Origin of the sequence: Streptomyces sp. NPDC005955 (genome assembly GCF_042871255.1) — a bacterium.
In the GTDB taxonomy this organism is placed as follows: domain Bacteria; phylum Actinomycetota; class Actinomycetes; order Streptomycetales; family Streptomycetaceae; genus Streptomyces.
This window is the reverse complement of record NZ_JBIAIF010000004.1, coordinates 346,470-371,857: the sequence shown is the minus strand read 5'-3', so window position 1 is coordinate 371,857 and position 25,388 is coordinate 346,470. Positions and strand designations below refer to the sequence as shown.

The following is a 25,388-nucleotide window of genomic DNA, read 5'->3' as shown; positions in this document are numbered from 1 at the left end:
ATGGCCGCACAGCCGGAACCCGTCGGCCCGCACCCCGTCACCGCGTCGGGCTGGTACGCGCGCTCCCCGCAGGAGGTGGTCGCGGCGTTCGACGTGGACCCCGCGGTCGGGCTCACCGCCGCCCGGGCCGCCGGACTCCTGGCGGCGAACGGGCCCAACGCCCTGCCCGAGGAACATCCGCCGCCGGCCTGGCGACGGTTCCTCGACCAGTACCGCAGCTACATGCAGATCATCCTGGTGGTGGCCGCTGCCGTGTCCTTCGCGATCGCCCAGTGGAGCACGGCGATCCTGCTGGTGCTGCTGACCCTGCTCAACGCGGTCGTCGGCCTGCGGCAGGAGGGCAAGGCGGAGAGTGCGATGAACGCGCTCAAGTCGATGATGAAGGCGACCGCCCGGGTGCGGCGCGACGCCGCCGAATCGGAGATCCCCGCCGAAGGGCTCGTCGCCGGCGACATCGTGCTCATCGCCGCCGGGGACCAGGTTCCCGCCGACGGACGGATCCTCACGGCGAACTCGCTCCAGATCGACGAGTCGGCTCTCACCGGGGAGAGCGTGCCCGCCACCAAGGACGCCGGCACCCTCCCCGCCGGCAGCCCGGGGCCGGGCGAACAGTCCAACATGGCCTTCATGAACACCCCCGTCACCCACGGCAGCGGCGTTCTGGTCATCACCGGCACCGGTGCCGACACCGAACTCGGCAAGATCTCCGGGATGCTCTCCGCCACCCGTACGGAGGACTCGCCGCTCACCCGGCAGCTGAACAACCTGACCCTGTGGATCGCCGCGGCGGCCGGCCTCACCATGATCGTGATGTTCGCCCTCGGACGCACCCGGGGACAGGCGTGGGACACGCTGTTCGTCAGCGCGGTCTCCCTCGCCATCGCGGCCATCCCCGAGGCCCTGCCCACGGTGACCCAGGTGATCCTCTCCGTCGGCGGCCTCAACCTGGCCCGACGGCACGCCATCGTCAAGGAACTGCCCTCGGTCGAGACCCTGGGGTTCACCTCGGCGATCAACTCCGACAAGACCGGCACCCTGACCATGAACCAGATGACCGCCGTGGAGGTGGTCACCCCGACCGACCGGTACACCGTGTCGGGCACCGGCTACGGACTGGAGGGCAAGGTCCACCACGCCGCCGGTTCCACCGCGACCATCGACGACGCGATCCTCCCGTTCCTGATCGCGAGCGACGCGCAACTCGTCGACGGAACGGTGGTGGGCGACCCCACCGAGGGCGCCCTGCTCGTCCTGGGACACAAGGCCGGGCTCGCGATCGACGACACCCGCGCGCGGTTCCCCCGGCTGGCGACCCTGCCGTTCGATCCGGACTACAAACTGATGGCCACCTTCAACTCGGCGGTCGACGACACCGGCCGCCCCGTGGTGCGCTGCTTCGTCAAGGGCGCCGCGCCGGCCGTGACCGCGCGGGCGGCCAGCGCGATGGTCACCGGCGGACCGGACGTGCCGTGGGACGCGGGGCTCGACCGCCGCGCCCAGGAGGAGACCCGGCGCATGGGGGACGAGGGCCACCGGGTGATGGCCGCCGCCACCCGTGACCTCGACCCCACCGCCTTCGACCCCGGGGGCGACCTCCTGGACCACGTCACCGACCTGCGGATGACGGCCCTGGTCGGCATGGTCGACCCGCCGCGCGCCGAATCCAGGGCGGCGGTCGCCAGCGCCCAGGACGCCCACGTCCGGGTCCGCATGGTCACCGGTGACGACGTCACCACGGGCGCCGCGATCGCCCGGCAACTCGGCATCCCCGGCGAGGCGGTCCTCGGCGCGGACTTCGCGGCCCTCCCCGAGGAACAGCGGCTCGCCCGCATCGAATCCATCGGCGTCGTGGGACGGGTGGCCCCCGAACACAAGGTGCTGCTCGCCGAAACGCTGAAGAAGAAGGGCGACGTGGTGGCCATGACCGGCGACGGCGTCAACGACGCGCCCGCCATCAAGGCCGCCGACATCGGCATCGCGATGGGCAGCGGCACCGACGTCGCGAAGAACGCCGGCCGGATGATCCTCTCCGACGACAACTTCGCCACGATCGTGTTCGCCGTGGAGGAGGGCCGCAAGCTCTACGACAACCTCACCAAGTACATCCGCTTCGTCCTCCTGCTGCTGGTCGCGTTCGTGCTCACCTTCCTCGGCGCGACCGTCCTCAACATCGCCGCCGGCCAACCCTTCACCCCCGCGCAGGTGTTGTGGATCCACTTCATCGTCAACGCCCCGTTCGGCTTCGCCCTGGGCTTCGACCGGGAGAGCCCCGGACTGATGCGCCGGCTCCCGCGCCCCCGCGGCGAATCGGTGCTGACCCGACCGCTGCTCGTCACCGTCACTCTCGCCGGACTGGTCGTGACCGTTCTGCTGCTCTCCCTGATCAAGCTGGGCGAGCACCGGTTCGACAGCGTCGCGACCGGCAGTTCGATGGCGTTCACGGCGTTCGCCCTGTGCCTGATCGTCGCCGCCTTCGAATGCCGCAGCGAGACGGCTTCCGTGCTGCGCGCCTCCACCTTCGACAGCAAGCAGATGAACTGGGCGGCCCTGGCCGAGTTCGCGCTCGCCGTGCTGGTGACCCAGATGGACGGCTTCCGCCGGCTCCTCGGCACCACCCGGCTCGATCTGGGGCAGTTCGGCTGGGCGCTGCTGGCCGCGCTCGTCCTGTTCGTGGCCTGGGAGACGGGCAAGCTCATCGCCCGCGTCGTCCGCCGCCCCTCCCGCCCCGAGCCCACCGACCGCCCCGCTCAGCGTGGTTCCGCCACCGGACCGTAGGTGTCGCCCAGGGTCCGACGGGCCGTCCACCCCTGGCGCTGCGCCTTCTGGACATCGAGCACCACCGACCGGGCGAGCTGGTCCACCGCGTACCGGGTCAGCGGCGGCTCGGCGTGCCGACGCACCCGGGACAGCGTCTCGCCCGCCAGCGCCGCCGCGTGCGCCAGGGGCAGCGGAACCCGGCCGATCCGCGCCCGCACGCCGTGCGCGCGCAGCACCCTCGCGACCGCCTCGTCCCGTCGGTACGCCACCGGGTCGGCGATGTTGTAGGCGCCCGGCGGCCACCCGGCCGCCACCACGCACGCCTCGGCCAGGTTCTCCACCGCGGTCAGACTGAGCGGTACGTCGTCCCCCGGCAACAGCAGCAGACCGCGCCGGACCCGGCCCAACAGCCGGGGCACCAGATGCGGGTCCCCGTCCCCGTAGACCGCGCGCGGGCGCAGCACCACCGCCCCCGCGGCAAGCGCCAGGGCCTCACCGGCCGCCTTGGTGCGCCCGTACGCGTTGAGCTGCCCGCGCACCGGGTGGTCCTCCGTGATCGGGGACCGGGTGGCCCGCGGTTCGTACACACTGGCGCTGCTCACCCAGACCACCGGGCGCCCGGCGGCGGCCTCCAGCAGCCGGGCCGTTCCGTCGACGTTCACCGCGTGCATCAGCCGCTCCGCGGGCGAGCCGGGCACGGGGTCGCCGACCGCCGCCGCACAGTGGACGACGACCTCCGCGCCGCCGAGGTCGGGAAGCCCGCGGGTGGCGTCCCAGGGGAGGTGCCGACCGACCGGCCCCGGGCGGCGTCCCACGCACCGCACCGCCATCCCCCGGGCCGCAGCGGCGACGGCGACGTGCGAGCCGCAGAACCCGCTCGCCCCGGTCACGGCGACCACCGTCACGACTGCTCCCCGCGCCCGTCGTGGGCGCCGGACCGGACGGTGAGCGACCGCCAGCCGGGCAGTGCGGCCCGCCGGTCCACCCGGGCCCGCACCACGGTGGGCCGGTGTGCGGCGAGTGCGGCGAGCGCGTCGTCGAGTTGGGTGCGGGCCAGCCGGGCGCCCGGGCAGGCGTGCGGACCGGCCCCGAACACCAGCTGCGCCACGGCGGGTTCGACCGGGTGGTGGGCATCGGGCGGGGCGTCGTGGGCGCGCACCGCGTGCCGGGCCACCAGGAGCAGCCGGTCCCCGGCCCGTACCGGTCGCCCGCCCAACCGGGCGTCGGCCGCCGCCACGCGCGGCAGCAGCGGGGAAGGCGCGGTGACCCGGAGCAGTTCGCCGACCAGGGCGGGCCGCAGCCGATCGTCGGCCGCCTGGTCCCACAGCCGGGCGTCCGCGCACCAGGCCGCCGCCCGGGGCAGCGCGGCGACGGTGGTGGTGACGGCGGCCACGGCGAGCACCGCCCGGAGCGCGGCGTCCGGCCGGTGGCCGCCCGGGTCGAGCAGGTGCTCCAGCCGGGCGGCGGCTTCCACGGCGGCCCGTGTCCGGTGGGCGAACCGGGGCCCCGGGAGGTGATCGCGGACCGCGGCGGCCGCTGCGGTCGTCGCCGCCGCGGCCAGCTCCCGCGGGTCGGCGGCGCTCCCCAGCAGGGCGCACACCGTCGCCCCGGACAGGACCCGGGCCACGTCCACCAGGTCCACGGTCCCGCCGGCGCCGAGCGGGGTCAGCTCCTCTTCCAGCAACCGCCGCCACACCGGGCGCAGTTGATCCACCCCGACCGCGCCGAGATCCGCTGCGACGGCCCGGCGGGCCCCCCGGTGCTCCGCCCCCGTCTGGTCGAACAGCGTCCCGCCGTCGGAGAGTTCACGCGCGGCACCGCCCGTGGTGCCGGCGGCGGTCCGGTCCAGGGGGACGCGCGTCAGCGCCTCCCGGTAGGGGACGCCGTCCTGGACGAGGACCGCACGGCCCAGCCGAGTGACCGGGCGGCCCCGGGTGGCGGCCAGCAGCGCGAACAGCACCGGATGGGAACGGGTGTAGACGCGCCGGTCGCGTCGTCGGGCGGCGCGGGTTCCCGGGGGAGCGGCGGTCGGGGGAGCGGTCATCGGACGTCCGTCTCGTACGGGTCGGTGGGAAGCGTCCGGCCCCCGCGGGGCGGACGGTCGGGGTGCCGGCGCCGTCATCGGACGGGCACCCCGGGGCGGTCGGCGGCGAGCCGGGCGGTGGCCGCCCGGTCGGGCTTGCGGGACCGGCCGGACAGCGGGACCTCGGTGAGCAGCAAGGTGTCCGGGCGGGCGGTCCCCATCCGGTCGAACACCTCGGCGAGCGCGGTGCGCACCCGGCGCGGGTCGGCCCCCCGACCGCTCTGCACCACGGCGACCAGCCGTTCGTCACCGTCCCCCGCCGGAACGCCCACGAGGAGGGCGAGTTCGACGCCCGGGACGTGCAGGGCCGGCTCGTACAGGCCGGGGTAGATGTTCTCCGCCCGGCGCAGCACCATGTCCTTGCAGCGTCCCGCCAGCACGATCCGTCCGTCGTCGATGCGGGCCCGGTCCCCGGTGGCCACCCGGGGGTCGGGCTCCGCACCGAGGTAGCGGTGACGTGCGGCGGGACCGGCCAGCAGCAGTTCCCCGTCGGCCGAGACGGTGGCGGACACCCCGGGCAGCGGCGCCCCCACCAGGTCGCCGGAGCCGGTGAAGGCGGCCTTGTCCGCCTGTTCCACGGCCGCGGCGGGGAACAACTCGGTGAGCGCGTACACCCCCCACGCCTGGTGGGCCCCGGCGGCCTTGACCCGGGTGAGCAGATCCTCGCTGGCCGGGGCCGAGCCGGTCCACACCCGTCCGCCGAAGCGGGCTCCGGCAGCGAGCGCCGCCCGTAGCTGAGGTGGCGTCAGATAGGTGGCCTGGGGGTCCAGCCGACGCAGTTGTCGGGCCAGTGCCCGGGGCCCGCGCGCCGGCAGCGCGACCGGTGCGCCGGCGGCCAGGGACGGCACGAGGACGAAGAGCGTGCCGCCGAGCACCGGCGTGCCGGGCACGGGGCGCACCAGGTCCGTGACCGCCGCCATGCCCGCGGCCAGCGAGGACCGGGTGTGCACCACGGCCCGCGGACGGTCGGTGGTGCCGGAGGTGAAGACGATCACGGCGTCCCCGTCGCCCCCGGTGTACCGGGGCGGCGTCCTGTTGCCGGGCGTTCCGCGCAGGGCGGGGGCGCAGCCCGGTAGGCGGGGGCCGACCGTGGCCACCGGACCCCACTGGGCCAGGTCCGGCAGGACGAGACGGGCCCGGCGGGCCAGGGCCCCGCCCCACCCGGCGGCGGCCTGTGCGACGGCATCGGCCAGGACGAGGTCCGGGCGGGCCAGGGCGAGCCGGGCCCGCAGCACGTCCGGACCGGCGCCCGGATCGAGTACGGCGACGCGTGCTCCGACGCGGTGCGCGGCCAGCAGCACGGCCAGGGCCCTCGGCCCGGGGCGCACGGCGACCCCGATCGTGCCGCCGCGCCCGACGCCCCGGGCCCCCAGGCCCTCGGCGTACCGGTCGGCGAGGTCCGCCAGGTCACCCCGGGTGATCCAGGTGCGGACCGTGCCGCGGCGGGTGGTGCCGAGCACGGCGGGGCGGTCCGGGGCGGCCCGCAGCGCGTGGTCGAGCCGTTCGAACATCAGCGCGGGTCCTCTCCATGAGCACCGGGACCCCGGTCGAGGTACCAGCGGGCGGTGCCGAGGACGCCGTAGGCGCGCAGCCGTCGGGTGGAGTTCTCCACCACCATGTCGCGGGCGTGCACGATGGCCGTGGTGTGGCGCCGCACCCGGTTGAGGAAGAGCCGGTCCGTGGGGGAGGGCCGCCGGGGCATGCCGCCGACCGCCTCGTACAGCCGGGCGGTGACGGCCATGTTGTTGCCCGCGTGCATCCGGTACGCACAGCGGTAGCCGTGGCTGCGGCGGTGCGCGGGACGCACCCGGCCGAAGAACGCGGCCGCGAGGACCAACGCGCGGAACGCGGCCCGGCCGAGCGGTCCGTGTTCGTCGCGCCGGGCTTCGATCCGGCCGCAGACCAGACCCGCCCCGCGGTCCGCCGCCGCCCGGGCGGCGGCCGTCCAACCGGGGTGCGGCAGACAGTCGGCGTCGGTGCGGGCGAGGAGCCGGGCCCCGCGCCCGATCGCGAACCGGAAGCCGGTGTCCACCGCGCAGCCCACGCCCTTGTCGGGTTCGTGGAGCACGTGCACGGGGAACGGTGCGCGCCGGGCGAAGGCACGGGCGATCGCGGCGGTGTCGTCCCCGGAGGCGTTGTCCACCACGACGAGGGTGAAGTCCCGGTCGTGTTGGGCGGCCAGCGCCTCCAGGGCGCCGCCGATGCGCGCGGCCTCGCGGTGGGCGGGCACCACCACCCACAGGTCGCTCATGCCTTCTCCCAGACCATCGTCATGATGCTGACGCCGCCGCCCAGGCCCACGAACAGCACCCGGTCGCCGGGCGACAACCCGTCGTGCACGCGGTCGAGTTGCACGCCGAGGGTGGCACTGGCCAGATTGCCGAGTTCGCCGACGGTGACCACCAGCCGGTCCCGGGGCACGCCGGTCAACTCCGAGAAGCGCTCCAGGTAGGGCGCGGTGACCTGGTGGACCAGGACGTGCCGGAAGTCCGTCCACTCCAGCCCGGTGCGGGCGCGCATCCGGTCCAGCACCTCGGTGCCGACGTCCTCGAACACCTCCCGCAACGCGCTCCCCTCCCCGCGGAAGTAGGTGTGCTCGTCGCCCCTCGGGTGGCGTGAGCCGCCGCCCGGTATGCCGCCGACCCGCCAGTGCTCGGAGTGGGTGACGGTGTCCACGTCGAGGATGCCGCCCGAGGACACCTCCTCCAGGACGACCGCCGCACCGGCGTCCCCGAAGGTGTAGCCGGCGAACGCGTCACGGAACCCGGCCAGGTCGGCGGGGTCGTGGCGCACGGCGCGGCTGGGCGTCTCGCCGGTCACCACCAGGGCGCGCCGGGCCCGCCCGGCGAGGATCATCGCGCGGGCGGTGTCGATGCCGTTGACGAAGCTGTTGCAGGCGTTGGTGAGGTCCAGCGCGTGGGCGCGGGAGCCCAGTTCGTCCTGCACGATGTGCGCGGTCGCGGGCTCGGCCACGTCGCGCGAGGCGGAGGCGAACAGCAACAGGTCGATGTCCGCGGGGTCCAGGGCGGCCCGGCGCAGGGCGACCCGGGCGGCGGCCGAGGCCAGGGTGGAGGCGAACTCGTCGGGGCCCGCGGCCCTGCGGGTCGCGATCCCGGTGGCCCGGGTGAAGACCCCGTCGGGCAGCGGCAGTCCACTGGCCGCGGCCACCCGCTGCCGCAACTGCTCGGATTCCACGACCCGGTGCGGGAGGAAGGCGCCCACGGAAGTGATGCCCACCCGCGGTGCCCCGGCCCGGTGGGCGTTCGGTCTGTTCATGGCGGGAACGCTACGGAGCGGCCGGGGCGGGGCGCGTGAGCTGTCGTACTCAATCGGCCCTGGGGGAATCCGGCAGTCCGCCCGGGGTCGGGCGGGTGGGACCGGTCGGTCAGCGGGAGCCGCTCCAGGGGGCCGGCACGAAGGTCCAGGTGACCTCGGCGGGCCCCGGGCCCACGTTGCGCCAGGTGTGCGGTTCGCGGCCGGAGAAGGTCAGGGTGTCCCCGGCGGCCAGGGTCTCCGTACGGTCCGTGAACTGCACCGCGACCTCGCCGCTGACGATGTGCAGGACCTCGACGTCACAGTTGATCGTGTACAGCCGTTCGCCCCCGTGCGCGCCCATTTCGAGTCGGGAACGCAGGATCTGGATCTTCGACTGGGCACGGGGCGTGACCATGCGGTCGACGACACCCTGACCGCCCATGTTCAGGTGCGGGGCATCCGCCAGTCGGACGACCTCGGTGTCGGCGTCCTCGAAGAGCGAACCGACCGGCAGTGACAGCACCTGACACAGGGTGACCAGGGTGGTGACGCTCGGCGAGGTCTCGTCGCGCTCGACCCGGCTGAGGAAACCCCTGGTCAGGCCGGTGGCGGCGGCAACCTGCTCGATGGTGAGGCCCTGGGCCTTGCGGGACGCCCGCAGACGCGCCCCCACGCGGACCGGATCGCCGGACGGCGTCGGGTGCAGCGCTCTCATCGAACTCCTCGCGTCGCTCGGACGACTCACGGACGACCCTTGACAGGGTGGTGACCCAGGGCAACACTACCCGGAATACAAGTTGCCTAATAAGCATTCTTTGTTGTGTATAGGTAACTTCCCTCCTGGAACAGATCCGAGATCCCGATGAACTCCGTCGAACCCCCGATCGGCCCCCCGGACGCGAGTGCCAGCCCCCGGTACGCGGGCCTCGCGACCTTCGCGCGGCTCCCCCGCCTCGAAGACGTACCGCGCGCGGACATCGCCGTCGTCGGCGTCCCGTTCGACAGCGGCGTCAGCTACCGACCGGGCGCGCGCTTCGGACCGTCACACATCCGTGAGGCGTCCAGGCTGCTGCGGCCGTACAACCCGGCGCAGGACGTGGAACCCTTCGCGGCCCAGCAGATCGCCGACGCGGGCGACATCGCCGCCAACCCGTTCAGCCTCGACGAGGCGGTCACCCAGATCCACACCGCCGCCCGGGAGCTGACCGCGGACGGCACCCGCCTGCTCACCCTCGGCGGCGACCACACCATCGCGCTCCCGCTGCTGCGCGCCGTCGCCGAACGGCACGGACCGGTCGCCGTCCTCCACTTCGACGCGCACCTCGACACCTGGGACACCTACTTCGGTGCCCCGGTCACCCACGGCACGCCCTTCCGCCGCGCGTCCGAAGAGGGGCTCATCGACCTCACCGCGAGCCTCCACGTGGGCACCCGCGGACCCCTGTACTCCCGCCAGGACCTCCGGGACGACGAGCGCCTCGGGTTCGCCGTCATCTCCAGCCCCGAGATCGAGGCGGAGGGCCTGGCCCGCGCGATCGCACGCATGCTGGACCGCCTGGGCGACCGCCCCGTCTACCTGTCCATCGACATCGACGTCCTCGACCCGGCACACGCCCCCGGCACCGGGACCCCCGAGGCCGGCGGCATGACCAGCCGCGAACTCCTCGCGATGATCCGTGCCCTGCGCGCGGTGCGGCTGGTCGGCGCGGACGTCGTCGAGGTGGCCCCCGCCTACGACCACGCCCAGCTCACCGCCGTCGCCGCGGCCCACGCCGCGTACGAGATCCTCTCCGCGATGACGCCCGACCACCTGCCCCCGCCGGACGCCCGGCACCACGAGCGATAGGGGATGGCGATGTCCTCCTCGGAAACCGCGACCCAGCGCGAATCCGCGATCGAGCAGCACTCGATCGACTACGTGCCCAGCTCCGAGCGGCACGGCAAGGTGTGGCACCAGGGACCGTTCTGGTTCACCGGGAACTTCGTCCTCCCCACGATGGTCGCCGGCTTCGTCGGCGCCTCGATGGGGTTGAGCGTCTGGTACAGCGTGCTGGCGATCGTGCTCGGCGTCGGCGCCGGCACGTTCTTCATGGCCTTCCACGCCAACCAGGGCCCGCGGATGGGCCTGCCGCAGATGATCCAGTCGAGGGCCCAGTTCGGCAGCCGCGGATCCACCGTGCCGTTCGCCGCCACCGTGTTCGTCTACGTCGGCTTCCTGGTCTTCGACACGGTCCTCGCCGAGCAGGGCCTCGGCCTCCTGCTGCCCGACGGCAAGCTCTTCTGGTACCCGGTGCTGATCGCGGTCTCCATCGTCATCGCCGTGGTCGGCCACGACCTGCTGCACTTCGTGCAGCGCTGGCTGACGTACCTGCTCGTCGTGGTGTTCGCGATCCTGACGGTCGTGGCGATCGTCCACTTCGGCGGCAACCCCGTGGGCGCGGACGTGCCCGCCGCCACCGCGGGCTGGGACCTGACGGCGTTCCTGGTCCAGTTCTCCCTCGCCGCCGGCTACAACATCAGCTACTCGGTCTACGTCTCCGACTACACCCGCTACCTCCCGGCGAACGCCCCCGCACGCAAGCTGATCACCGCCGTCTACGCCGGCGCCGCGTTCTCCGCCGTCTGGCTGATGTCACTCGGCGCGATCCTCGCCAGCTACCTCCCCGACCCGGACCCGATCCTCGCCCTGCGCGAAGTCGGCGACCTGCTCTTCCCCGGCTTCGGCCTGATCGTCGTGATGACCTCGGTGCTCGCACTGATCTCCATCATGGGCGTCAACGCCTACGGGGCGATGCTCACCGGAGCCAGCGCGCTGGACGGCTTCCGCAAGGTGCGCCCGACGGTGCGGCTGAGGATCGTCGGACTGGTGGTCGTCGGCGTCGTGTCCCTGGTGGTGGCCCTGCTGATCCCGGACGACTACATCGGCAGCTTCAACAACTTCGTGCTGATGATGCTGTACTTCCTCGTCCCGTGGACCGCGGTGAACCTGGTCGACTTCTACTTCGTGCGCCGCGGCAAGTACGCCATCGCCGAGATCCTCAAGCCGGACGGCATCTACGGCCGCTGGGCCTGGCGGGGCGTCACCGCCTACGTCCTCGGGTTCGTCGCGATGATCCCGTTCTTCTCCACCACCTTCTACGTCGGCCCGGTCGCGGACGCGCTCGGCGGCGCGGACTTCTCGTTCGTCGTCGGTCTGACCGTCTCCGGCGTGCTGTACCTGCTGTTCTCGCGGAACCTGGACCGTGACGCCGAGGCCGCCGCCCGGGTGGCCAGCGAAGCCGAACTGGAGGGACCCGCCCGATGACCCAGCACCCACCCCGGTCCGCCGCGCCCGAGCGCACGCCGGTCACGGTCGCCGTCTGCCAGATCGCCCCGCAGGTCGGTGACGCCGAAGGCAACCGGCGACGCATCCGCGAGGCCGTCGAGGAGGCCGCGGACCGGGGTGCGCGCATCGTGGTCCTGCCGGAGCTGGCCAACACCGGCTACGTCTTCACCGACGCGGACGAACTGCTCGCGGCGGCCGAACCGCTGGACGGCCCCACCCTGAGGGAGTGGGAGGCGCTCGCGGCCCGCCGGGACCTGGTCATCGTCAGCGGATTCGCGGAACTGGGCGAGGACGGCCGGGCCTACAACGCGGCCGTCCTCGTCGACGCCACCGGACTGCGCGCCGCCTACCGCAAGGCCCATCTGTGGAACGGCGAGAAGACCTGGGGCTTCACCCCCGGGGACCGGCCCCCGCCCGTGGTCGACACCGCCCACGGCCGGATCGGCTTCATGGTCTGCTACGACCTGGAGTTCCCCGAGTGGGTGCGGCTGGCGGCCCTGGCCGGCGCCGAACTGCTCTGCGGACCCGTCAACTGGCCGCTGTACCCGCGGCCGGAGGGCGAACGACCCGGTGAGGTCGTCCGCGTCCAGGCCGACGCCGCCGTCAACCGGATGTTCGTCGCGGTCGCCGACCGCACCGGCACCGAACGGGGCCAGGACTGGCTCGGCGGCAGCGCGATCATCGACGCCGACGGCTACCCGGTGGCCCCGCTGCGCCTGGGCGAGGAAGCGGTCGTCACCGCGACGCTCGACCTCGCCGAGGCCCGGAACAAGGCCATCAGCGAACACAACGACGTCCACGCGGACCGTCGGCCCGCGCTGTACGCCCCACCCCCCGGACGCCCGGGCACCCCGGGACCCGGAGCACAGGAGCAGCCATGAGCACCACGGTCGCCATCGTCCAGCAGCCACCGGCCCTGCTGGACCTCGACACCTCCCTGCGCCGCGCCACCGCCCATGTGACAGAGGCCGCGCGGGCCGGTGCGGACCTCGTCGTCTTCCCCGAGACCTGGCTCACCTGCTACCCGGCGTGGGTGTTCGGCCTCGCGGGCTGGCGGGACGCCGAGGCGCGGCACTGGCACGCACGGCTGCTCGACCAGAGTCCCGTCCTGGACCACGAGGGCGGGGACGACGCGCTCGCACCCGTCCGGACGGCGGCCCGGGAGCACGGGGTGACCGTCGTCCTGGGACTCAACGAGCGGGCGGCCCGGTCCTCCGGGTCCCTCTACAACTCCCTGGTCACCATCGGCCCGGACGGCGGCACGCTCAACGTGCACCGCAAGCTCACCCCGACGCACACCGAACGCATCGTCTGGGCGGCGGGCGACGGGGCGGGGCTGCGGGTCGTGGACACCCCGGCCGGACGGGTGGGGTCCCTGGTGTGCTGGGAGCACTTCCACCCCCTGGCCCGGCACGCGCTGCACGCACAGAACGAGGAGATCCACGTCGCCGCCTGGCCCGACATGCCGGAGAGCCATGTGATCGCCGCGCGTTCCTACGCGTTGGAGGGCCGCTGCTTCGTGGTCTCGGCCGGGCTGGTGCTCTCCACCGACGACGTGCCGGCCGACCTGCTGGACGCCTACCGGGCGGGCGTCGGCCCGGACGCCCCGGCCGACGGGCCGCTCTTCACCGGCGGTTCGAGCATCGTGGGACCGGACGGCTCCTGGATCGTCGAACCGGTCTACGACGAGGCCCGCCTCATCACGGCCACCCTGGACACGGGACGCCGCTACGAGGAGGCCCTCGACCTGGACGTGGCCGGTCACTACGGCCGGCCCGACGTCTTCACGCTCTCCGTCGACCGGTCCCGGCGCGGCAGCGGGGTCGACTTCACGGAGTGACATCCGGCTTGACGGAACGGGCGGGCGGGGGGCGTGGCAGCGGTGCCGCGCCCCCCGCCCTCGTCCGTACTAGAGCGCGATCAGCCCCGCCGGGGTGGGAGCGAAACCGCACGCGTCGACGTAGAACCCGTGCAGATGGTCGTCGAAGTCGACGTGCAACCACTCACAGCCCGCCGCCCGGGCGCCGCGGACGGCCTCGGCCACGAGTCCGCCGCCGATGCCCCGTCCGCGCAGCTCCGCGGTGACCACGGTGTCGAGGACGAAGGCGTGCACCCCGCCGTCCCAGGCGACGTTCACGAAGCCGACGAGCCGCCCCCCGCTCCGGGCGCAGACCCAACCGAGGCTGTGCCGGTGGACCTGGGCGTGCCAGCCGATGGGCAGCACCGGGTGCCCGAACCCCTCCGCGTGCAGGAGGTTGACGTCCTCGTCGGCGAAGTCTCCGCGCCAGGTGTAAGCGATCGTCACGACGGCATCGTAGGTGCTGCCGTGACGTGCGGAACCTCTCCTCGGCCATGTGGGAATCCGTCTGTTCATGGTAACTTTTGGTGCTTACTGTGAGCTATTGGGGTGGGGGGTGGGGCGGTGCCCTGGCCGTGCGGTGCCCGGGCGTTCACGCCATGGACGGGCCCCGCCCCGGACCGGCCGGCGCTCCGCTCCACGAAACGGGGGACCGCATGACCGCCGACGACACCGGACGACCGGCCGACGCGGGATGGGACCGGGCGCGCTGCGAGCGGGCCGCCGACGCCCTGCTGAGCGCCGTCACCCGCCATGCCTCGCCCTCCTTCGCCCGCATCGAACTCCCCGGCCGGAGCTCCTGGTCGGGACCCGACTCGGACGCCCTGGAAGGCTTCGCCCGGACCTTCCTCCTCGCGGCACTGCGCATCGCCGGGGCCCGGGGCACCGGCCCCGAGGCGACCGCCCTGCTCGACCGGTACGCCTCGGGGCTGACGGCCGGCGCCGACCCGGACCACCCCGAAGCCTGGCCCAGGATCTCCGCGGACCGCGGCCAACCCATGGTCGAGGCCGCGTCCGTGGCGCTGGCCCTGCACCTGACCCGCCCCTGGCTCTGGGACGCACTGGACCCGGGCGCCCGGGAACACGTCCTCGACTGGCTCGGCGGATTCGTGGGGCGCCGCACCGTCCCCAACAACTGGATGCTCTTCCAGACCCTGGTCGAGGAGTTCCTGTGCTCCGCCGGCGCCGAGCACCGCCACGACGAGATCGTGCGCGGCCTCGACGCCCTGGAGGGCTGGTACCTGGGCGACGGCTGGTACACCGACGGCGACAGACGCCGCATCGACCACTACAACGGCTGGGCGCTGCACCTGTATCCGCTGATGTGGACCCGCATGGCCAGCGGGGGACCGCGCCGGGCGCTCGCCGAGGAACGGGCCGCCACCTACCGCGCGCGGCTGCACCGCTTCCTCACGGACTACGTCCACCTGGTCGGCGCCGACGGCGCACCCCTCCACCAGGGCCGCTCCCTCACCTACCGCTTCGCCGCCGCCGCACCGCTGTGGACCGGCGCCCTCTTCGACTGCTCACCGCTCGCTCCCGGGCTCACCCGCCGCGCCGCCACCGGCGTGCTGCGGCACTTCGCGGACCGCGGCGCCCCCGGACCCGACGGACTGCTGTCCCTCGGGTGGTACGACGCGTTCCTGCCCATGACCCAGCCCTACTCGGGCCCCGCCTCGCCCTACTGGGCGGCCAAGGGCTTCCTCGGACTCCTGCTGCCCGCCACCCACCCGGTGTGGACGGCGCCCGAAGAGCCGCTGCCGGTCGAACGGGCGGACACCCTGACCCGGGTCGCCCCGGCGAACTGGCTCGTCCAGGGCACGGCGGTCGACGGCATCGTCCGGCTGCACAACCACGGCAGCGACGGAGCGGGACTCGGCTCGCACGGCGACGACCCCTTCTACGCCCGCCTCGCGTACTCCACCACGACCGGCCCCTGGATCGAGCCCTCCGAACACCGGCCCGACAACCAACTGGTCCTCACCACGCCCGACGGCACCACCCTGCGCCGCGGCCCGCTCACCCCGCTCGGCACCGTGCGCGGCGACACCTGGGCCACGGCCGGCTCCCGGTACGTGCCGCTGCGACCGGGTGCGGACGACACCGTGACGCCGGAACCCGACGTCCGGGTGGAGACCCACACCGTCGCCCACGGGCGGTTCGAGATACGTCTGCACGCGGTCACCGCCCCCGCGGGCTGGCGGGTCCGGGAGGGCGGCCACCCGCTGGCCGCCGCCTCCCCGCCGGCGACCGGAACCGGCCGTTGGGCCAGCGCCGTGCGCGTCGACGGCACCGTCAGCGCCCTCGCCCCGCTGCACGGTCACGACCGACTCGGCGTCAGCGAGGCCGAGGGCGTGAACGCGCTGGGCCGCCACGCCGCCCTCCCGTACCTGACGGCGGACCACCCCGGTGGCACCGCCCTGTACGCGAGTTGCGCGGTCCTCAGTGCGGCCCCCCTCGACCTGGCCGCCCCGCCGCCCCTCACCCTGCGGGTCCGGGAGACCCGGGTGGAGATCGACCTGCCGGACGGCCGCACCGTCCGTTTCGACCGCACCCGGGACACCGCGGGCCCCCGACTCGTACCGCGTCCCGACCGAGCGGGGCCGGTTGGTCACGACGGTGGGCACACCGGTCCGGTTACCTTCTCCCGTCGGCACTCGTCATAGGGCCGAGGACCGAAACGAACGGTCCTCTCGGCAACGAGTGAATCGAGAACCGGATGTTGAGCAACCTCATGTACGTGACGGTCTACGTCACCGATCAGGACCGCGCGCTGGCGTTCTACACCGAGGGGCTCGGCCTGGAGAAGCGGATCGACTTCCCGGGTCCCGACGGGCGCTTCCTCACCGTCAGCGTTCCCGACGGCCCGGTGCAGATCATCCTGTGGCCGCACGCGACGGCCGCGGGGCAGCCGGGCGACCCGGACCCACAGGCCTCGCCCGGGCCGCTGGTCCTCGAATCCGACGATCTGCGCAAGGACGTCGAGATCCTGCGCCGGCGCGGCGTCGTCTTCGAACAGTCCGCACCCGAGGACTATCCGTTCGGGGTCCGCATCGAGGCGGTCGACCCGGACGGCAACCGGGTCTCGCTCCGTCAGCAGCGGAAGCCGTGACCGCCCGCCCGGCCGACCCCGTGACCGAGGCGTTCGAAGCCCAGCGCGAACGGCTGCGCGCCGTCGCGTACCGCGTGCTGGGCACGCACGCCGACGCCGAGGACGTGGTGCAAGAAGCGTGGATGCGCCTCGTCCGCCAGGACGCGGCGACCATCGACAACCTCGCGGGCTGGCTGACCACCGTGGTCGGTCGCCTCAGCCTGGACCTCCTGAGGACCCGTCGGGCCCGCCCCGAAACCGCCTACGGGAAGGAGTGCGCGGACCTCGTGGTGACGCCCGCCGACGACCCCGCGCCCGACGAGCAGGTGGCGCTGGCCGATGCGGTCGGCCTCGCCCTGCTCGTCGTGCTCGACTCGCTCAGCCCGAGCGAACGCCTGGCGTTCGTCCTCCACGACATGTTCGCGGTCCCGTTCCGCGAGATCGGCCAGATCCTGGGCACCTCCGCCGACGCCGCCAAGATGACCGCCAGCCGCGCCCGTCGCAAGGTCCACGCCGCGGACCGGACGACGGCGCCCGGCCGCGAGCACCGGGAGGTCGTCCGGGCCTTCCGCGCCGCCGCCCGCGGCGGCGACTTCGAAGCGCTCCTGCGCGTCCTCGCCCCGGACGTGAAGCTGACCGTCGACACCCCGGACGGCGTGGTCGTCACCCTCGGCGCCACCGAGGTCGCCGCCGGCGCCCGCAGGTTCTCGGGCGAGGTCGCCCGCCACCGACCCGTGCTCGTCAACGGCGTCCCCGGCTACCTGTCCTGGCGCCCCGACGGAACCCCTCTCTCCGTCATGGCCTTCACCGTCACCGAAGCCCGGATCACCGGCATCCACATCGTCGTCGACCCGGCCAGACTCGCCTCGATACCGCTGCCCGCCCCGGACTGAGCCGGGGCAGGCCCGTGCCGGGGTACGGCCGGGTGCGCGCACGGAACGGACCGCGCACCCGGCCCTACCCCCGCGGGAGGGGACGGGTCAGTCGCCGGGCGTCGGCTCCGGGCCGCCCAACACGTCGTCCAGCATCTCGGCGCGCGACCGCGGCCAGCCGAGCGCGTCGGGACGTCGCTGCCAGGGGTGCGGCCCGGCCAGCGGACGGTACTCCACCCCGAGCGCGTCGAGCCGGGCCAGATGGTGGACCAGCCGCGGCTCGAACTCCGCGTAGTCACGCGGTCCGCGCGTCCAGACGGCCTCGGCGAACGCGGCCAGCCGCGGGAAGGCCAAGTAGTCGAGGGCCCGTGGACCGTCCACCGGCTCCGTCCACAACTGCGCCTGACCACCGAGGACATGACCCGTCTCGCTCAGCGACAGGCCCTCGGGAACGGGCTCGAAGGCATAGGCGTCCGCCAGGCCGATCACACAGCCCACCGGAATCGGCTCGTCCGGGTCGTCCGACTGGCGGTAGTCGAAATAGACGTCGGTGAGCGGGCAGGCGATGACGTCGTGCCCGGCACGGGCCGCGGCGACCGCTCCGCCCGTGCCCCGCCACGACATCACGGTCGCGCCCTCGGCGAGGCCCCCGTCCAGGATCTCGTCCCAGCCCAACAGCGCCCGCCCGCGCGCGGTCAGGTACTCGTCGAAGTGCCGCACGAACCAGGACTGGAGGGCGTCCTCGTCGGCGAGACCCCGCTCGCGCATCCGCTGCTGGACCCGTGCGTCGCTGCGCCACTCGGTCTTCACGCACTCGTCCCCGCCGATGCACACGTACCGGGAGTCGAACAGCTCCAGCACCTCGTCGAAGACGTTCCGGAAGAACGCGAGCGTCGACTCCTCCGCGTTCAGGACGTGTTCGCCCGGCCCCCAGGCGGTGCGGACCTCCACCGGCGCGTCGCTGTTGCCGAGTTCGGGGTAGGCGGCGATCGCGGCCTGGGTGTGACCGGGGAGGTCGATCTCCGGCACCACGGTGATGGCGCGCTCCGCGGCGTACGCCACGATCTCGCGGATGTCGTCCTGGGTGTAGAAACCGCCGTGCGGACGGTCCTCGTGACGACCGTGGCGCGACGACCCCACGGTGGACCCCTTGCGCCAGCCGCCGGTCTCGGTGAGCGCGGGATAGCGCTTGATCTCGATCCGCCACCCCTGGTCGTCCGTCAGGTGCAGGTGCAGCACGTTGATCTTGTGCAGGGCCATCAGGTCGAGGTAGCGCAGGACCTCCCGCTTGGGCAGGAAGTGCCGGGCCACGTCGATCAGGGTGCCGCGCCAACCGAACCGGGGCGCGTCGGCCACGGTGACGGCGGGCAGCCTCAGCGCAAGCGGCGCCCCCGCGCTGCGGTACACCGCGGGCGGCAACAACTGCACCAGCGACTGCGCCGCGTAGAAGGCGCCGGGGTGCGCGCTCGCTTCGGCCAGCACCCCGCCCGGGGTGACCGTGAGCCGGTACGCCTCCTCGGCGAGGTCCGGGGCGTGCCGGAAGCGGACGGCCGGTCCGTCCCCCTCGGCGGGCGGGGGTCCGCCGAGCGCGGGGGCGAGGGTGCTCCGGAGCCACCGGGCGGCCCGCTCCAAGGGCGGGTCGGCGCTGATCGGGGTGGTGGGCGTGATCGTGAACGCGCCCTCACCGGGGTCGAGTTCGGCCGGGCGGGGGATGAGCATCGCGACTCCAACATCGGTCGGGCGGCGGTCCGGATCCGTGCGGCGGACGGGACCGGGTACGGGGTGCGTGGACGTGCGGCCGGTGCGCGCCGGGGTCGATCCGGCGCGGACCGGCCGCACGGGTCACGCGGACCGGGCGAGGGCGTCCGGGCGCACCGGGTCGGCGAACGGCAGACCCGCGGCGTAGCGGGCGAGTTCGTCGACGGCGGCCCGCGCCATGCGGGTCAACTCGTTGCCGAGCGATCCGGCCACATGCGGGGTGAGCAGCACGTTCGGCAGCTCGTACAGGGGTGAGGACGCGGGCAGCACCTCGGGTTGGGTGACGTCGAGCACGGCGTTCAACCGGCCGCTGACCAGTTCCGCCGTGAGCGCCTCGGTGTCCACCAGGGAGCCGCGCGCCGTGTTGATCAGCGTCGCCCCGTCCGGCATCCGCCGCAGCTGCTGGGCGTCGAAGAGATGGTGGGTGTCGGGCAGTTGGGGGGCGTGGATGGTGACCACGTCACTGGAGCGGGCGAGCACGTCCAGGTCCACCGTGCGGACCCGGAGCGCCGCGGCCTGCTCGGCGTCGACGTACGGGTCGTACAGCAGGACCTCCAGGTCGTACGGGCGGAGCAGTTCGATCACCCGGCGGCCGATGCGGGAGGCACCCACGACACCGACCGTCCGACGGTAGTTGCCGCCGCGACCGATGGTGTCGATGGGGCTGATCCAGGTGCGCTTGGCCCGGTACGCGGCGGCGGCGGGCAGCACGCCCTTGCCGGCCAGCAGGACCATCGCGACCGTGTACTCGGCGACTGGCACGGCGTTCGCCCCCGCGGCGGAGGCGACCGTGATGCCGCGTTGCCAGCACGCGTCCGTGATGTGGTGCTTCACCGACCCGGCGGCGTGCACGACGGTGCGCAGCCGGGGCATCAGCTCCAGTGCCCGCGCGTCCAGCGGCGGGCACTCCCACCCGGTCAACAGCGCCTCGGCGCCGGCGAGGGCGGGTGCCACCGCGGGGTCGTGGAAGTCGGTGACGACGAGGGCCGGGTCGGTGTCCGCGACCTGGGTCAGCAGGTTCAGCGTCTCGTCGTCGAACAGGGCGTCGCGCACCTCGGGCGCCATCGCGAGAACGGTCCGCGGGCGGTGGGGGGACGTGGCGGCGTCGGTCACTTGACGGCTCCGGCGGTCAGGCCCGAGCGCCAGTAGCGTTGCAGGCAGAGGAAGGCCAGGACGAGGGGGAGGATCGACACGAGCGAGCCGGTGATCAACAGCGCGTACTGCTCCGGGTACTGCGACAGGTTGGCGTTCCAGTTGAACAGGCCGAGTCCGACCGGATACAGGTTCTGGTCGTTGAGCATCACCAGCGGCAGGAAGAAGCTGTTCCAACTGCCGGTGAAGGAGAAGAGGAACACCGTCATGAACGCGGGCTTCAGCATCGGCAGCGCGATCGAGACGAAGGTGCGGATCTCCCCGGCGCCGTCCATCCGGGCCGCCTCCAGCGTCTCGCCCGGTACGTACCCCTCGGAGAACACCCGGGAGAGGTAGACGCCGAACGGGTTCGCCAGGGACGGGATCAGCACCGCCCAGTAGGTGTTGACGAGGTCCACCTTGGAGGCGAGCAGGTAGATCGGCAGCGAGACGACGGTCGCCGGCACCAGCAGGCCGAGCAGGACGAAGCCGTAGATCCGCTCCTTGCCCGCGAAGTGGTACTTGTCGAAGGCGTAGCCCGCCGCGACGCACAGCATCGTGGACAGCACCGAGCCCACCAGGGAGTACAGGGCGCTGTTGGCGAGCCAGCGGCCGAAGACGCCGTCCTGGTAGGTGAACAGGTCCGACAGGTTGGACAGCAGGCTGAAGTCGCCGAGCTGGAAGCCGGGCTTGCCGAAGAGGTCGCCGTTGTCCTTCGTGGCGGCGAACAGCAGCCACAGGACCGGCATCAGGGTGTAGAACGACATCACGATCAGCACGGAGTTGACCGCGGCGCGCGAGAAGCGCTGGGTGCGGGGCCGCCGTCCGGAGCCGGACGGCTCCTGGGCGGGTGACGTCGCCGTCGAAGCGGTCCGACGGGCGTCCTCGGGGGTCAGGGTGGTCATGCTCACGCCTCCTTCCACCGGTTGCCGAGCTTGGTGACGACGAACGACAGGGCGATGCCGAGCAGGGCCAGCAACAGGGACGCGGCGGCGGCGAGGCCGAAGTCGTGCTTGGAGAAGGCCGCCTGGTAGATGAACATCGTCGGGGACCACTCGGGCGACAGGCCCTGGGCGTGCAGCCGGAACGTCTCGGGCTCGGTGAACAACTGGATCGCGCCGATGCAGGTGAACAGGGTGGTCAGCACCACCGAGGAGCGGATCATCGGCAGCTTGACGGACAGCGCGGTGCGCAGCCCGCCGGCGCCGTCGACGATCGCGGCCTCCAGCGTCTCGCGCGGAATGGCCTGGAGCGCCGCGTAGAAGATGACCATGTTGTAGCCGATCCACTGCCAGGCGGCGGCGTTGACCATGGAGAACAGGATCGCGTTCGGCCCCAGGAAGTCGGCCTCCGTGCCGAACCACTCCAGGAACTGGTGGATCGGGCTGAGCCCCGGGGTGTAGAGGAAGACCCAGATGATCGCGGCGATCAGTCCGGGCACCGCGTGCGGCAGGAACGCCGCGAGCTGGAAGAAGCGCTTGGCCCGGGCGAGCGCCGAGTCGATCAGCAGGGCCAGGAACAGGGCTCCGCCGATCATCACCGGGATGTACACGGCGCAGTAGGCGGCGATGTGCACGAACCCCTGTTGGAAGCCGGGGTCGGCCAGGGCGCGGGTGTAGTTGCCCAGGCCGGCGAAGAGGGTTTCGGTGCCCCCGAAGCCGAGTCCCGAGGACTGCTCACGGAACAGGCTCAGATAGGCCGCGTAGCCGATCGGGACGATCAGGGTGAGGACGAAGAGCAGGAGGAACGGGCCTATCAGCAGGGTCGCGGCGACGCGCTGCCCGCGGCGGGCAGCGGCGGACGCGCCGCCTGAGAGCCTTGTGGTCACCAGGGGCTCCTTGGTGGGTGACGAGGGGTGCGGGGAGCGGGGGGCCGGTTCCGGGCCGCCCCCGACCGGGGGTCGGGGCGGGCCCGGTGGATCCCGGCGGGCCTCACTCGGCGAGCTTGAGCCCGCGGTCCTTGATGAGCTTCTCGGCGGTGGCCTGGCCCTTGGCGAGGGCGGCGGAGAAGTCCCCGTCGGAGGCCTTGCCGAGCGCCGCCGTCAACTCGACCGAGGTGGCGTTGTGGACGGGACTCCACACCCAGCCGGCGTTGATGTTGGGCACCTGCTCGGAGGCCGCGGCGTAGAGGTCCTGACCGTCGAAGTACGCGGTGTCGAAGGACTGCTTGGCGACGTCGCGCAGCTTCTCGTCGGCGGGCAGCGCGGAGGAGGTGCCGGCCGCGAGCCGGGCCTTGACCGCTTCGTCGGAGGTCGTGGCCCAGGTGACGAACTCCGCGGCGGCCGCGGCCTTCTTGCTGTCCTTGACCACGGCGAAGGAGGAGCCGCCCACCATGCCGGTCTTGCCGTCCCCCCAACCGGGCAGCGCCACCGAGGCCCACTTGCCCGCCTGGTCCGGCTGCTCGGTCTTGAGGGCGCCCGCGCCCCAGGAGGCGCTGATCCGCGTGTACACGCGGTGGTCGGCGGTGGCCTTGGTCGACTCGGGGCTCCACGCCTTGTGGTTGAAGACCAGGTCGTCCTTGACCAGTCCGCCCCAGAAGTCGGCGACCTTGTTGGTGGCCGCGTCGTTGATGTCGACCTTCCAGGAGTCGCCCTCGGCGGTGTACCAGGTGGCGCCCGCCTGCTGCGCGAGGGCGGCCCAGGTGGCCGTGTCGTCGCTCCAGAACGCGGTGATGCGGGCCTTGGAGTCCGCCTTCTTGATCTTCTCGGCGGCCTCGGCGTACTCGGTCCAGGTCTTGGGGACCGGGATCTTGTGCTTCTCGAAGAGGTCCTTGCGGTAGTACATCATCTGCGGGGCCACGTCGAACGGGGCCGCCCACTGTTTGCCGCCGAGGGTGACGAGGTCCTGCACCTGCTGGGGTGCCTTCTTCACCGTGTCGCCGAGCAGTTCGGAGGAATCGGCGATGAGGCCCTGGGTGACCAGGTCGGGCAGGGCCTGGTACTCGACGTTCATGACGTCGGGCGCGTTGCCCGCCTTCACCCCCTTGGCGAGCTTGTCGTAGCCGCCCGCGAGCCCGGCCGGCACCTCGGAGAAGCGCACGCGGACGTTCTTCTGCGACTTGTTGAACGCCTCGGCGGTTTCCTTGGTGCCCGGCATCCACGACCAGTAGTCGATCGTCACCGGCTTGTCCGGGCTTCCGGCGGAGCCCGACGCGTCCTCGTCGCCGCTGCCGCAGGCGGCGACGAGGGCCAACGAGGCCACGGCTGCCACGAGGGCCATGGGGGACTTGATGGAGGTGGGCTTCATTGCACTACTCCTCGAAAAAGGCCGATTGATGACGGCGAGTTGGCGAACATCTTTCGACCAAAAACGATCAGGGTCAAGAGTGAATGAGCGAACGATCATCTCGGAACGGTTTCGATCGTTCGACGGTCGATCAGGAGGGCTATGTCCGGACACGGGTGTGCGAACGAACGGAAGGGTGCATCAGCCCAGGTCGGGCGCGTCCCGGAACTCCACCACCGGGGACGGGGGAGCGTCGTCCAGCTCCAGCACCACGACCTCGTTGCGTCCGGCGCGCACCAACGGCCAGGGGACGTACAGGGTGCGCTGCGGTCCGCGGTCCCAGTACCGGCCCAGACAGAACCCGTTGACCCAGACGTAGCCCTTGGTCCAGCCGGGCAGCGCGAGGTACCCGTCGGCGGGCTCCGCCGCCTCGAAGTGCCCCCGGTGGAAGACGGGCCCCGGCCCCTCGCCGGCCGCACCCCAGGGCAGACCCTCGGGCGTGCCGTGCCCCAGCTCCACCGCCCGCGCCGACCAGCCGTGCAGGGCCTGTTGGGTGTGCAGCACCCGACGCACCCCCTTGCGGTCGCCGAGGCCCATCCCGTAGTTCACCCGCCCCATGGACTCCACCAGCAGTCCCACCCGCGCCCCGCCGGCCGGCACCGACACCTCGGGCACCTGCTGCTCCCCGTCCCGCTCCAGTACGCCCCTGGGTCGACCGTCCACGTACAGGTGGGCCCGGTCGGCGAGTCCCTGCACGGACAGCGGGTAGGGGCCGCGCGGCCCCGGGACGGTCGTCTCGTAGAGCACGAGTCCGTGCGCGAGGCCCAGTTCCTCGAACGAGGGCGGCTCGGGGGAGCGCACCGGCTCCCCGGTGCCCAGCCGGTCGAGCACGTCGAAGAGGCGCACGGAACCGGTGAGCTCCACCCGACCCGACGGCAACAGCGCGGGAAGCGGCAGGGGTTCGGGCGGCGGGGCGTCCGCGTAGCGGCTCAGCACCTCCCGGAAGGCGTGGAACTTCTCCGTCACCCCGCCGCGCTCGTCGATCGGGGCGTCGTAGTCGTAGGAGGTGACGGTCGGTGCGTAGCGCTCGCCGGTGACGGGGTCCTTGGTGTTGGCCCCGGCCCAGGTGGCGAAGTTGGTCCCGCCGTGGGCCATGTACAGGTTCACCTGCCCGCCCGCCGCCAGGATCTCGTCGAGCGCCGCCGCCGCGTCCTCGGGGGCGCGGACGACGTGTTCGTCCCCCCAGTGGTCGAACCAGCCGCACCAGAACTCCATGCACACCGGCGGATCGTCCGGCCGCACGGCCGCCAGTTGCGCGAACGCCTCGCCGGCCCGGCTGCCGAAGTTGACGGTGGCCAGGTGCCCCGGCACCGAGCCGCCGGTCAGGAAGAAGTCGTCGGGCCCGTCGGAGGTGAACAGGGGCACGTCGACGCCCCGTTCCCGCATCAGCTCCGCCACGTGGCGCAGATAGCCGGTGTCGGTGCCGTACGAGCCGTACTCGTTCTCGATCTGCATCATCAGCACGTTGCCGCCCCGGGTGGCCTGGTGCGGGACGAGCCGTGGCAGCAGTTCGTCGAACCACCGCTCCACCCGGGCGAGGAAGCCCGGGTCCTGGCAGCGCAGCGCCCGCACCTCGGGGTCGGCGAGCAGCCACCAGGGCAGCCCGCCGTTCTCCCACTCGGCGCAGATGTAGGGGGAGGGCCGCACGATCGCGTGCAGTCCGGCCTCCCGGGTGGCGGTCAGGAACCGGTCCAGGTCGGCCGGGCCCGAGAAGTCGTAGCTGCCCGGCCGCGGTTCGTGGAGGTTCCACGGAACGTAGGTCTCGACGCAGTTGAGGCCCATCGCGCGCAGTTGGCCCAGCCGGTGGGGCCACTGTTCGGGCAGCGTCCGGAAGTAGTGCAGGGCACCCGACAGCAGGCGCACCGGGCTGCCGTCGAGGGAGAACCCTTCGGGGGACACACGGAACATCGGGAACTCCTGGGGAGAAATCGGGTGTGGGCCGGGGCGTCGGAGGGCAGGGCGGTGGTGCGGACC

21 protein-coding genes are annotated in these 25,388 nt (G+C 73.0%); 8 read left to right on the top strand and 13 right to left on the bottom strand.

Annotation, left to right across the window (positions count from 1 at the left end):
* Entirely contained in the window at window positions 1-2,775 is a 2,775-nt protein-coding gene (locus ACFYOU_RS13335; RefSeq protein ID WP_391305437.1) for an HAD-IC family P-type ATPase, read from the top strand.
* Here the strand turns inward: ACFYOU_RS13335 and ACFYOU_RS13330 are convergent.
* The 6 genes from ACFYOU_RS13330 to ACFYOU_RS13305 form a co-directional block, all read right to left on the bottom strand.
* On the bottom strand, window positions 2,748-3,662 hold the full coding sequence (locus ACFYOU_RS13330; protein WP_391305435.1) for an NAD-dependent epimerase/dehydratase family protein: 915 nt from the start codon (window positions 3,660-3,662) through the stop codon (window positions 2,748-2,750). The genes ACFYOU_RS13335 and ACFYOU_RS13330 overlap by 28 nt on opposite strands.
* The gene (locus ACFYOU_RS13325; protein ID WP_391305433.1) at window positions 3,659-4,801 is read right to left on the bottom strand and encodes a cytochrome P450; all 1,143 of its coding nucleotides are present in this window, start codon (window positions 4,799-4,801) and stop codon (window positions 3,659-3,661) included. The genes ACFYOU_RS13330 and ACFYOU_RS13325 overlap by 4 nt, the downstream gene beginning before the upstream one ends.
* A gap of 74 nt (window positions 4,802-4,875) precedes the next feature.
* Window positions 4,876-6,351: an AMP-binding protein gene (locus tag ACFYOU_RS13320; RefSeq protein ID WP_391305431.1), complete on the bottom strand. Its 1,476-nt coding sequence runs from the start codon at window positions 6,349-6,351 to the stop codon at window positions 4,876-4,878.
* Complete coding sequence (locus tag ACFYOU_RS13315; RefSeq protein ID WP_391305430.1) at window positions 6,351-7,091, bottom strand: glycosyltransferase; 741 nt, start codon at window positions 7,089-7,091, stop codon at window positions 6,351-6,353. Before ACFYOU_RS13315 ends, ACFYOU_RS13320 begins: the two co-directional genes overlap by 1 nt.
* Entirely contained in the window at window positions 7,088-8,116 is a 1,029-nt protein-coding gene (locus ACFYOU_RS13310) for a 3-oxoacyl-[acyl-carrier-protein] synthase III C-terminal domain-containing protein (RefSeq protein ID WP_391305428.1), read from the bottom strand. Before ACFYOU_RS13310 ends, ACFYOU_RS13315 begins: the two co-directional genes overlap by 4 nt.
* A gap of 109 nt (window positions 8,117-8,225) precedes the next feature.
* Entirely contained in the window at window positions 8,226-8,810 is a 585-nt protein-coding gene (locus tag ACFYOU_RS13305; protein ID WP_391305426.1) for a helix-turn-helix domain-containing protein, read from the bottom strand.
* Between the two features lie 147 nt (window positions 8,811-8,957).
* On the opposite strand from ACFYOU_RS13305, the gene speB reads away from it, so the two are divergent.
* Genes speB through ACFYOU_RS13285 form a run of 4 tightly spaced genes read left to right on the top strand, consistent with a single transcriptional unit; the run spans window position 8,958 to window position 13,260 of the window.
* On the top strand, window positions 8,958-9,941 hold the full coding sequence (speB, locus tag ACFYOU_RS13300) for an agmatinase (RefSeq protein ID WP_387001052.1): 984 nt from the start codon (window positions 8,958-8,960) through the stop codon (window positions 9,939-9,941).
* A 9-nt stretch (window positions 9,942-9,950) separates the two neighbouring features.
* On the top strand, window positions 9,951-11,399 hold the full coding sequence (locus ACFYOU_RS13295) for a purine-cytosine permease family protein (RefSeq protein ID WP_389766394.1): 1,449 nt from the start codon (window positions 9,951-9,953) through the stop codon (window positions 11,397-11,399).
* Window positions 11,396-12,301, top strand: coding sequence for a nitrilase-related carbon-nitrogen hydrolase (locus ACFYOU_RS13290; protein ID WP_391305423.1), 906 nt, complete (start codon window positions 11,396-11,398; stop codon window positions 12,299-12,301). The genes ACFYOU_RS13295 and ACFYOU_RS13290 overlap by 4 nt, the downstream gene beginning before the upstream one ends.
* Window positions 12,298-13,260, top strand: coding sequence for a carbon-nitrogen hydrolase family protein (locus ACFYOU_RS13285; RefSeq protein WP_389766397.1), 963 nt, complete (start codon window positions 12,298-12,300; stop codon window positions 13,258-13,260). Before ACFYOU_RS13290 ends, ACFYOU_RS13285 begins: the two co-directional genes overlap by 4 nt.
* A 69-nt stretch (window positions 13,261-13,329) precedes the next feature.
* Here the strand turns inward: ACFYOU_RS13285 and ACFYOU_RS13280 are convergent, their stop codons facing one another.
* Window positions 13,330-13,725, bottom strand: a complete 396-nt coding sequence (locus ACFYOU_RS13280; RefSeq protein WP_391305421.1) for a GNAT family N-acetyltransferase — start codon at window positions 13,723-13,725, stop codon at window positions 13,330-13,332.
* Between the two features lie 209 nt (window positions 13,726-13,934).
* Between ACFYOU_RS13280 and ACFYOU_RS13275 the strand changes: the two genes are divergently transcribed.
* The 3 genes from ACFYOU_RS13275 to ACFYOU_RS13265 are packed head-to-tail and all read left to right on the top strand — an operon-like array spanning window position 13,935 to window position 17,262.
* Window positions 13,935-15,944: a DUF2264 domain-containing protein gene (locus ACFYOU_RS13275; RefSeq protein ID WP_391305419.1), complete on the top strand. Its 2,010-nt coding sequence runs from the start codon at window positions 13,935-13,937 to the stop codon at window positions 15,942-15,944.
* Between the two features lie 53 nt (window positions 15,945-15,997).
* A complete protein-coding gene (locus ACFYOU_RS13270; RefSeq protein WP_391305417.1) occupies window positions 15,998-16,390 on the top strand; it encodes a VOC family protein in 393 nt (130 codons plus the stop codon).
* Window positions 16,387-17,262, top strand: coding sequence for a sigma-70 family RNA polymerase sigma factor (locus ACFYOU_RS13265; RefSeq protein ID WP_391305415.1), 876 nt, complete (start codon window positions 16,387-16,389; stop codon window positions 17,260-17,262). Before ACFYOU_RS13270 ends, ACFYOU_RS13265 begins: the two co-directional genes overlap by 4 nt.
* A gap of 87 nt (window positions 17,263-17,349) precedes the next feature.
* On the opposite strand, the gene ACFYOU_RS13260 is transcribed toward ACFYOU_RS13265, so the two are convergent.
* The 6 genes from ACFYOU_RS13260 to ACFYOU_RS13235 all read right to left on the bottom strand — a co-directional run bounded on the left by ACFYOU_RS13260 (window position 17,350) and on the right by ACFYOU_RS13235 (window position 25,322).
* Window positions 17,350-18,960 carry a family 20 glycosylhydrolase gene (locus ACFYOU_RS13260; protein WP_391305412.1) on the bottom strand — a complete coding sequence of 537 codons (1,611 nt, stop codon included), beginning with the start codon at window positions 18,958-18,960 and terminating at the stop codon, window positions 17,350-17,352.
* 123 nt (window positions 18,961-19,083) lie between these two features.
* Window positions 19,084-20,064 (bottom strand): NAD(P)-dependent oxidoreductase, encoded by a 981-nt coding sequence (locus ACFYOU_RS13255; RefSeq protein WP_391305410.1) that lies wholly within the window; start codon window positions 20,062-20,064, stop codon window positions 19,084-19,086.
* A 44-nt stretch (window positions 20,065-20,108) separates the two neighbouring features.
* Window positions 20,109-21,035: an ABC transporter permease subunit gene (locus tag ACFYOU_RS13250; RefSeq protein WP_391305408.1), complete on the bottom strand. Its 927-nt coding sequence runs from the start codon at window positions 21,033-21,035 to the stop codon at window positions 20,109-20,111.
* Window positions 21,036-21,037: 2 nt separating this feature from the next.
* On the bottom strand, window positions 21,038-21,886 hold the full coding sequence (locus tag ACFYOU_RS13245) for a carbohydrate ABC transporter permease (RefSeq protein ID WP_385753474.1): 849 nt from the start codon (window positions 21,884-21,886) through the stop codon (window positions 21,038-21,040).
* 175 nt (window positions 21,887-22,061) lie between these two features.
* Window positions 22,062-23,375 carry an ABC transporter substrate-binding protein gene (locus ACFYOU_RS13240; RefSeq protein ID WP_389766410.1) on the bottom strand — a complete coding sequence of 438 codons (1,314 nt, stop codon included), beginning with the start codon at window positions 23,373-23,375 and terminating at the stop codon, window positions 22,062-22,064.
* Window positions 23,376-23,555: 180 nt separating this feature from the next.
* On the bottom strand, window positions 23,556-25,322 hold the full coding sequence (locus tag ACFYOU_RS13235) for a beta-galactosidase (protein ID WP_391305405.1): 1,767 nt from the start codon (window positions 25,320-25,322) through the stop codon (window positions 23,556-23,558).
* Between the last annotated feature and the right edge of the window lie 66 nt (window positions 25,323-25,388).

Bases quoted from the DNA above. Each gene is read 5' to 3' on its own strand.
- ACFYOU_RS13305 (WP_391305426.1), bottom strand. From the start codon at position 8,810: ATGAGAGCGCTGCACCCGACGCCGTCCGGCGATCCGGTCCGCGTGGGG.
- speB (WP_387001052.1), top strand. From the start codon at position 8,958: ATGAACTCCGTCGAACCCCCGATCGGCCCCCCGGACGCGAGTGCCAGC.
- ACFYOU_RS13250 (WP_391305408.1), bottom strand. From the start codon at position 21,035: ATGACCACCCTGACCCCCGAGGACGCCCGTCGGACCGCTTCGACGGCG.
- ACFYOU_RS13285 (WP_389766397.1), top strand. From the start codon at position 12,298: ATGAGCACCACGGTCGCCATCGTCCAGCAGCCACCGGCCCTGCTGGAC.
- ACFYOU_RS13295 (WP_389766394.1), top strand. From the start codon at position 9,951: ATGTCCTCCTCGGAAACCGCGACCCAGCGCGAATCCGCGATCGAGCAG.
- ACFYOU_RS13315 (WP_391305430.1), bottom strand. From the start codon at position 7,091: ATGAGCGACCTGTGGGTGGTGGTGCCCGCCCACCGCGAGGCCGCGCGC.
- ACFYOU_RS13320 (WP_391305431.1), bottom strand. From the start codon at position 6,351: ATGTTCGAACGGCTCGACCACGCGCTGCGGGCCGCCCCGGACCGCCCC.
- ACFYOU_RS13335 (WP_391305437.1), top strand. From the start codon at position 1: ATGGCCGCACAGCCGGAACCCGTCGGCCCGCACCCCGTCACCGCGTCG.
- ACFYOU_RS13290 (WP_391305423.1), top strand. From the start codon at position 11,396: ATGACCCAGCACCCACCCCGGTCCGCCGCGCCCGAGCGCACGCCGGTC.
- ACFYOU_RS13260 (WP_391305412.1), bottom strand. From the start codon at position 18,960: ATGCTCATCCCCCGCCCGGCCGAACTCGACCCCGGTGAGGGCGCGTTC.
- ACFYOU_RS13255 (WP_391305410.1), bottom strand. From the start codon at position 20,064: ATGGCGCCCGAGGTGCGCGACGCCCTGTTCGACGACGAGACGCTGAAC.
- ACFYOU_RS13240 (WP_389766410.1), bottom strand. From the start codon at position 23,375: ATGAAGCCCACCTCCATCAAGTCCCCCATGGCCCTCGTGGCAGCCGTG.
- ACFYOU_RS13325 (WP_391305433.1), bottom strand. From the start codon at position 4,801: ATGACCGCTCCCCCGACCGCCGCTCCCCCGGGAACCCGCGCCGCCCGA.
- ACFYOU_RS13310 (WP_391305428.1), bottom strand. From the start codon at position 8,116: ATGAACAGACCGAACGCCCACCGGGCCGGGGCACCGCGGGTGGGCATC.
- ACFYOU_RS13275 (WP_391305419.1), top strand. From the start codon at position 13,935: ATGACCGCCGACGACACCGGACGACCGGCCGACGCGGGATGGGACCGG.
- ACFYOU_RS13235 (WP_391305405.1), bottom strand. From the start codon at position 25,322: ATGTTCCGTGTGTCCCCCGAAGGGTTCTCCCTCGACGGCAGCCCGGTG.
- ACFYOU_RS13270 (WP_391305417.1), top strand. From the start codon at position 15,998: ATGTTGAGCAACCTCATGTACGTGACGGTCTACGTCACCGATCAGGAC.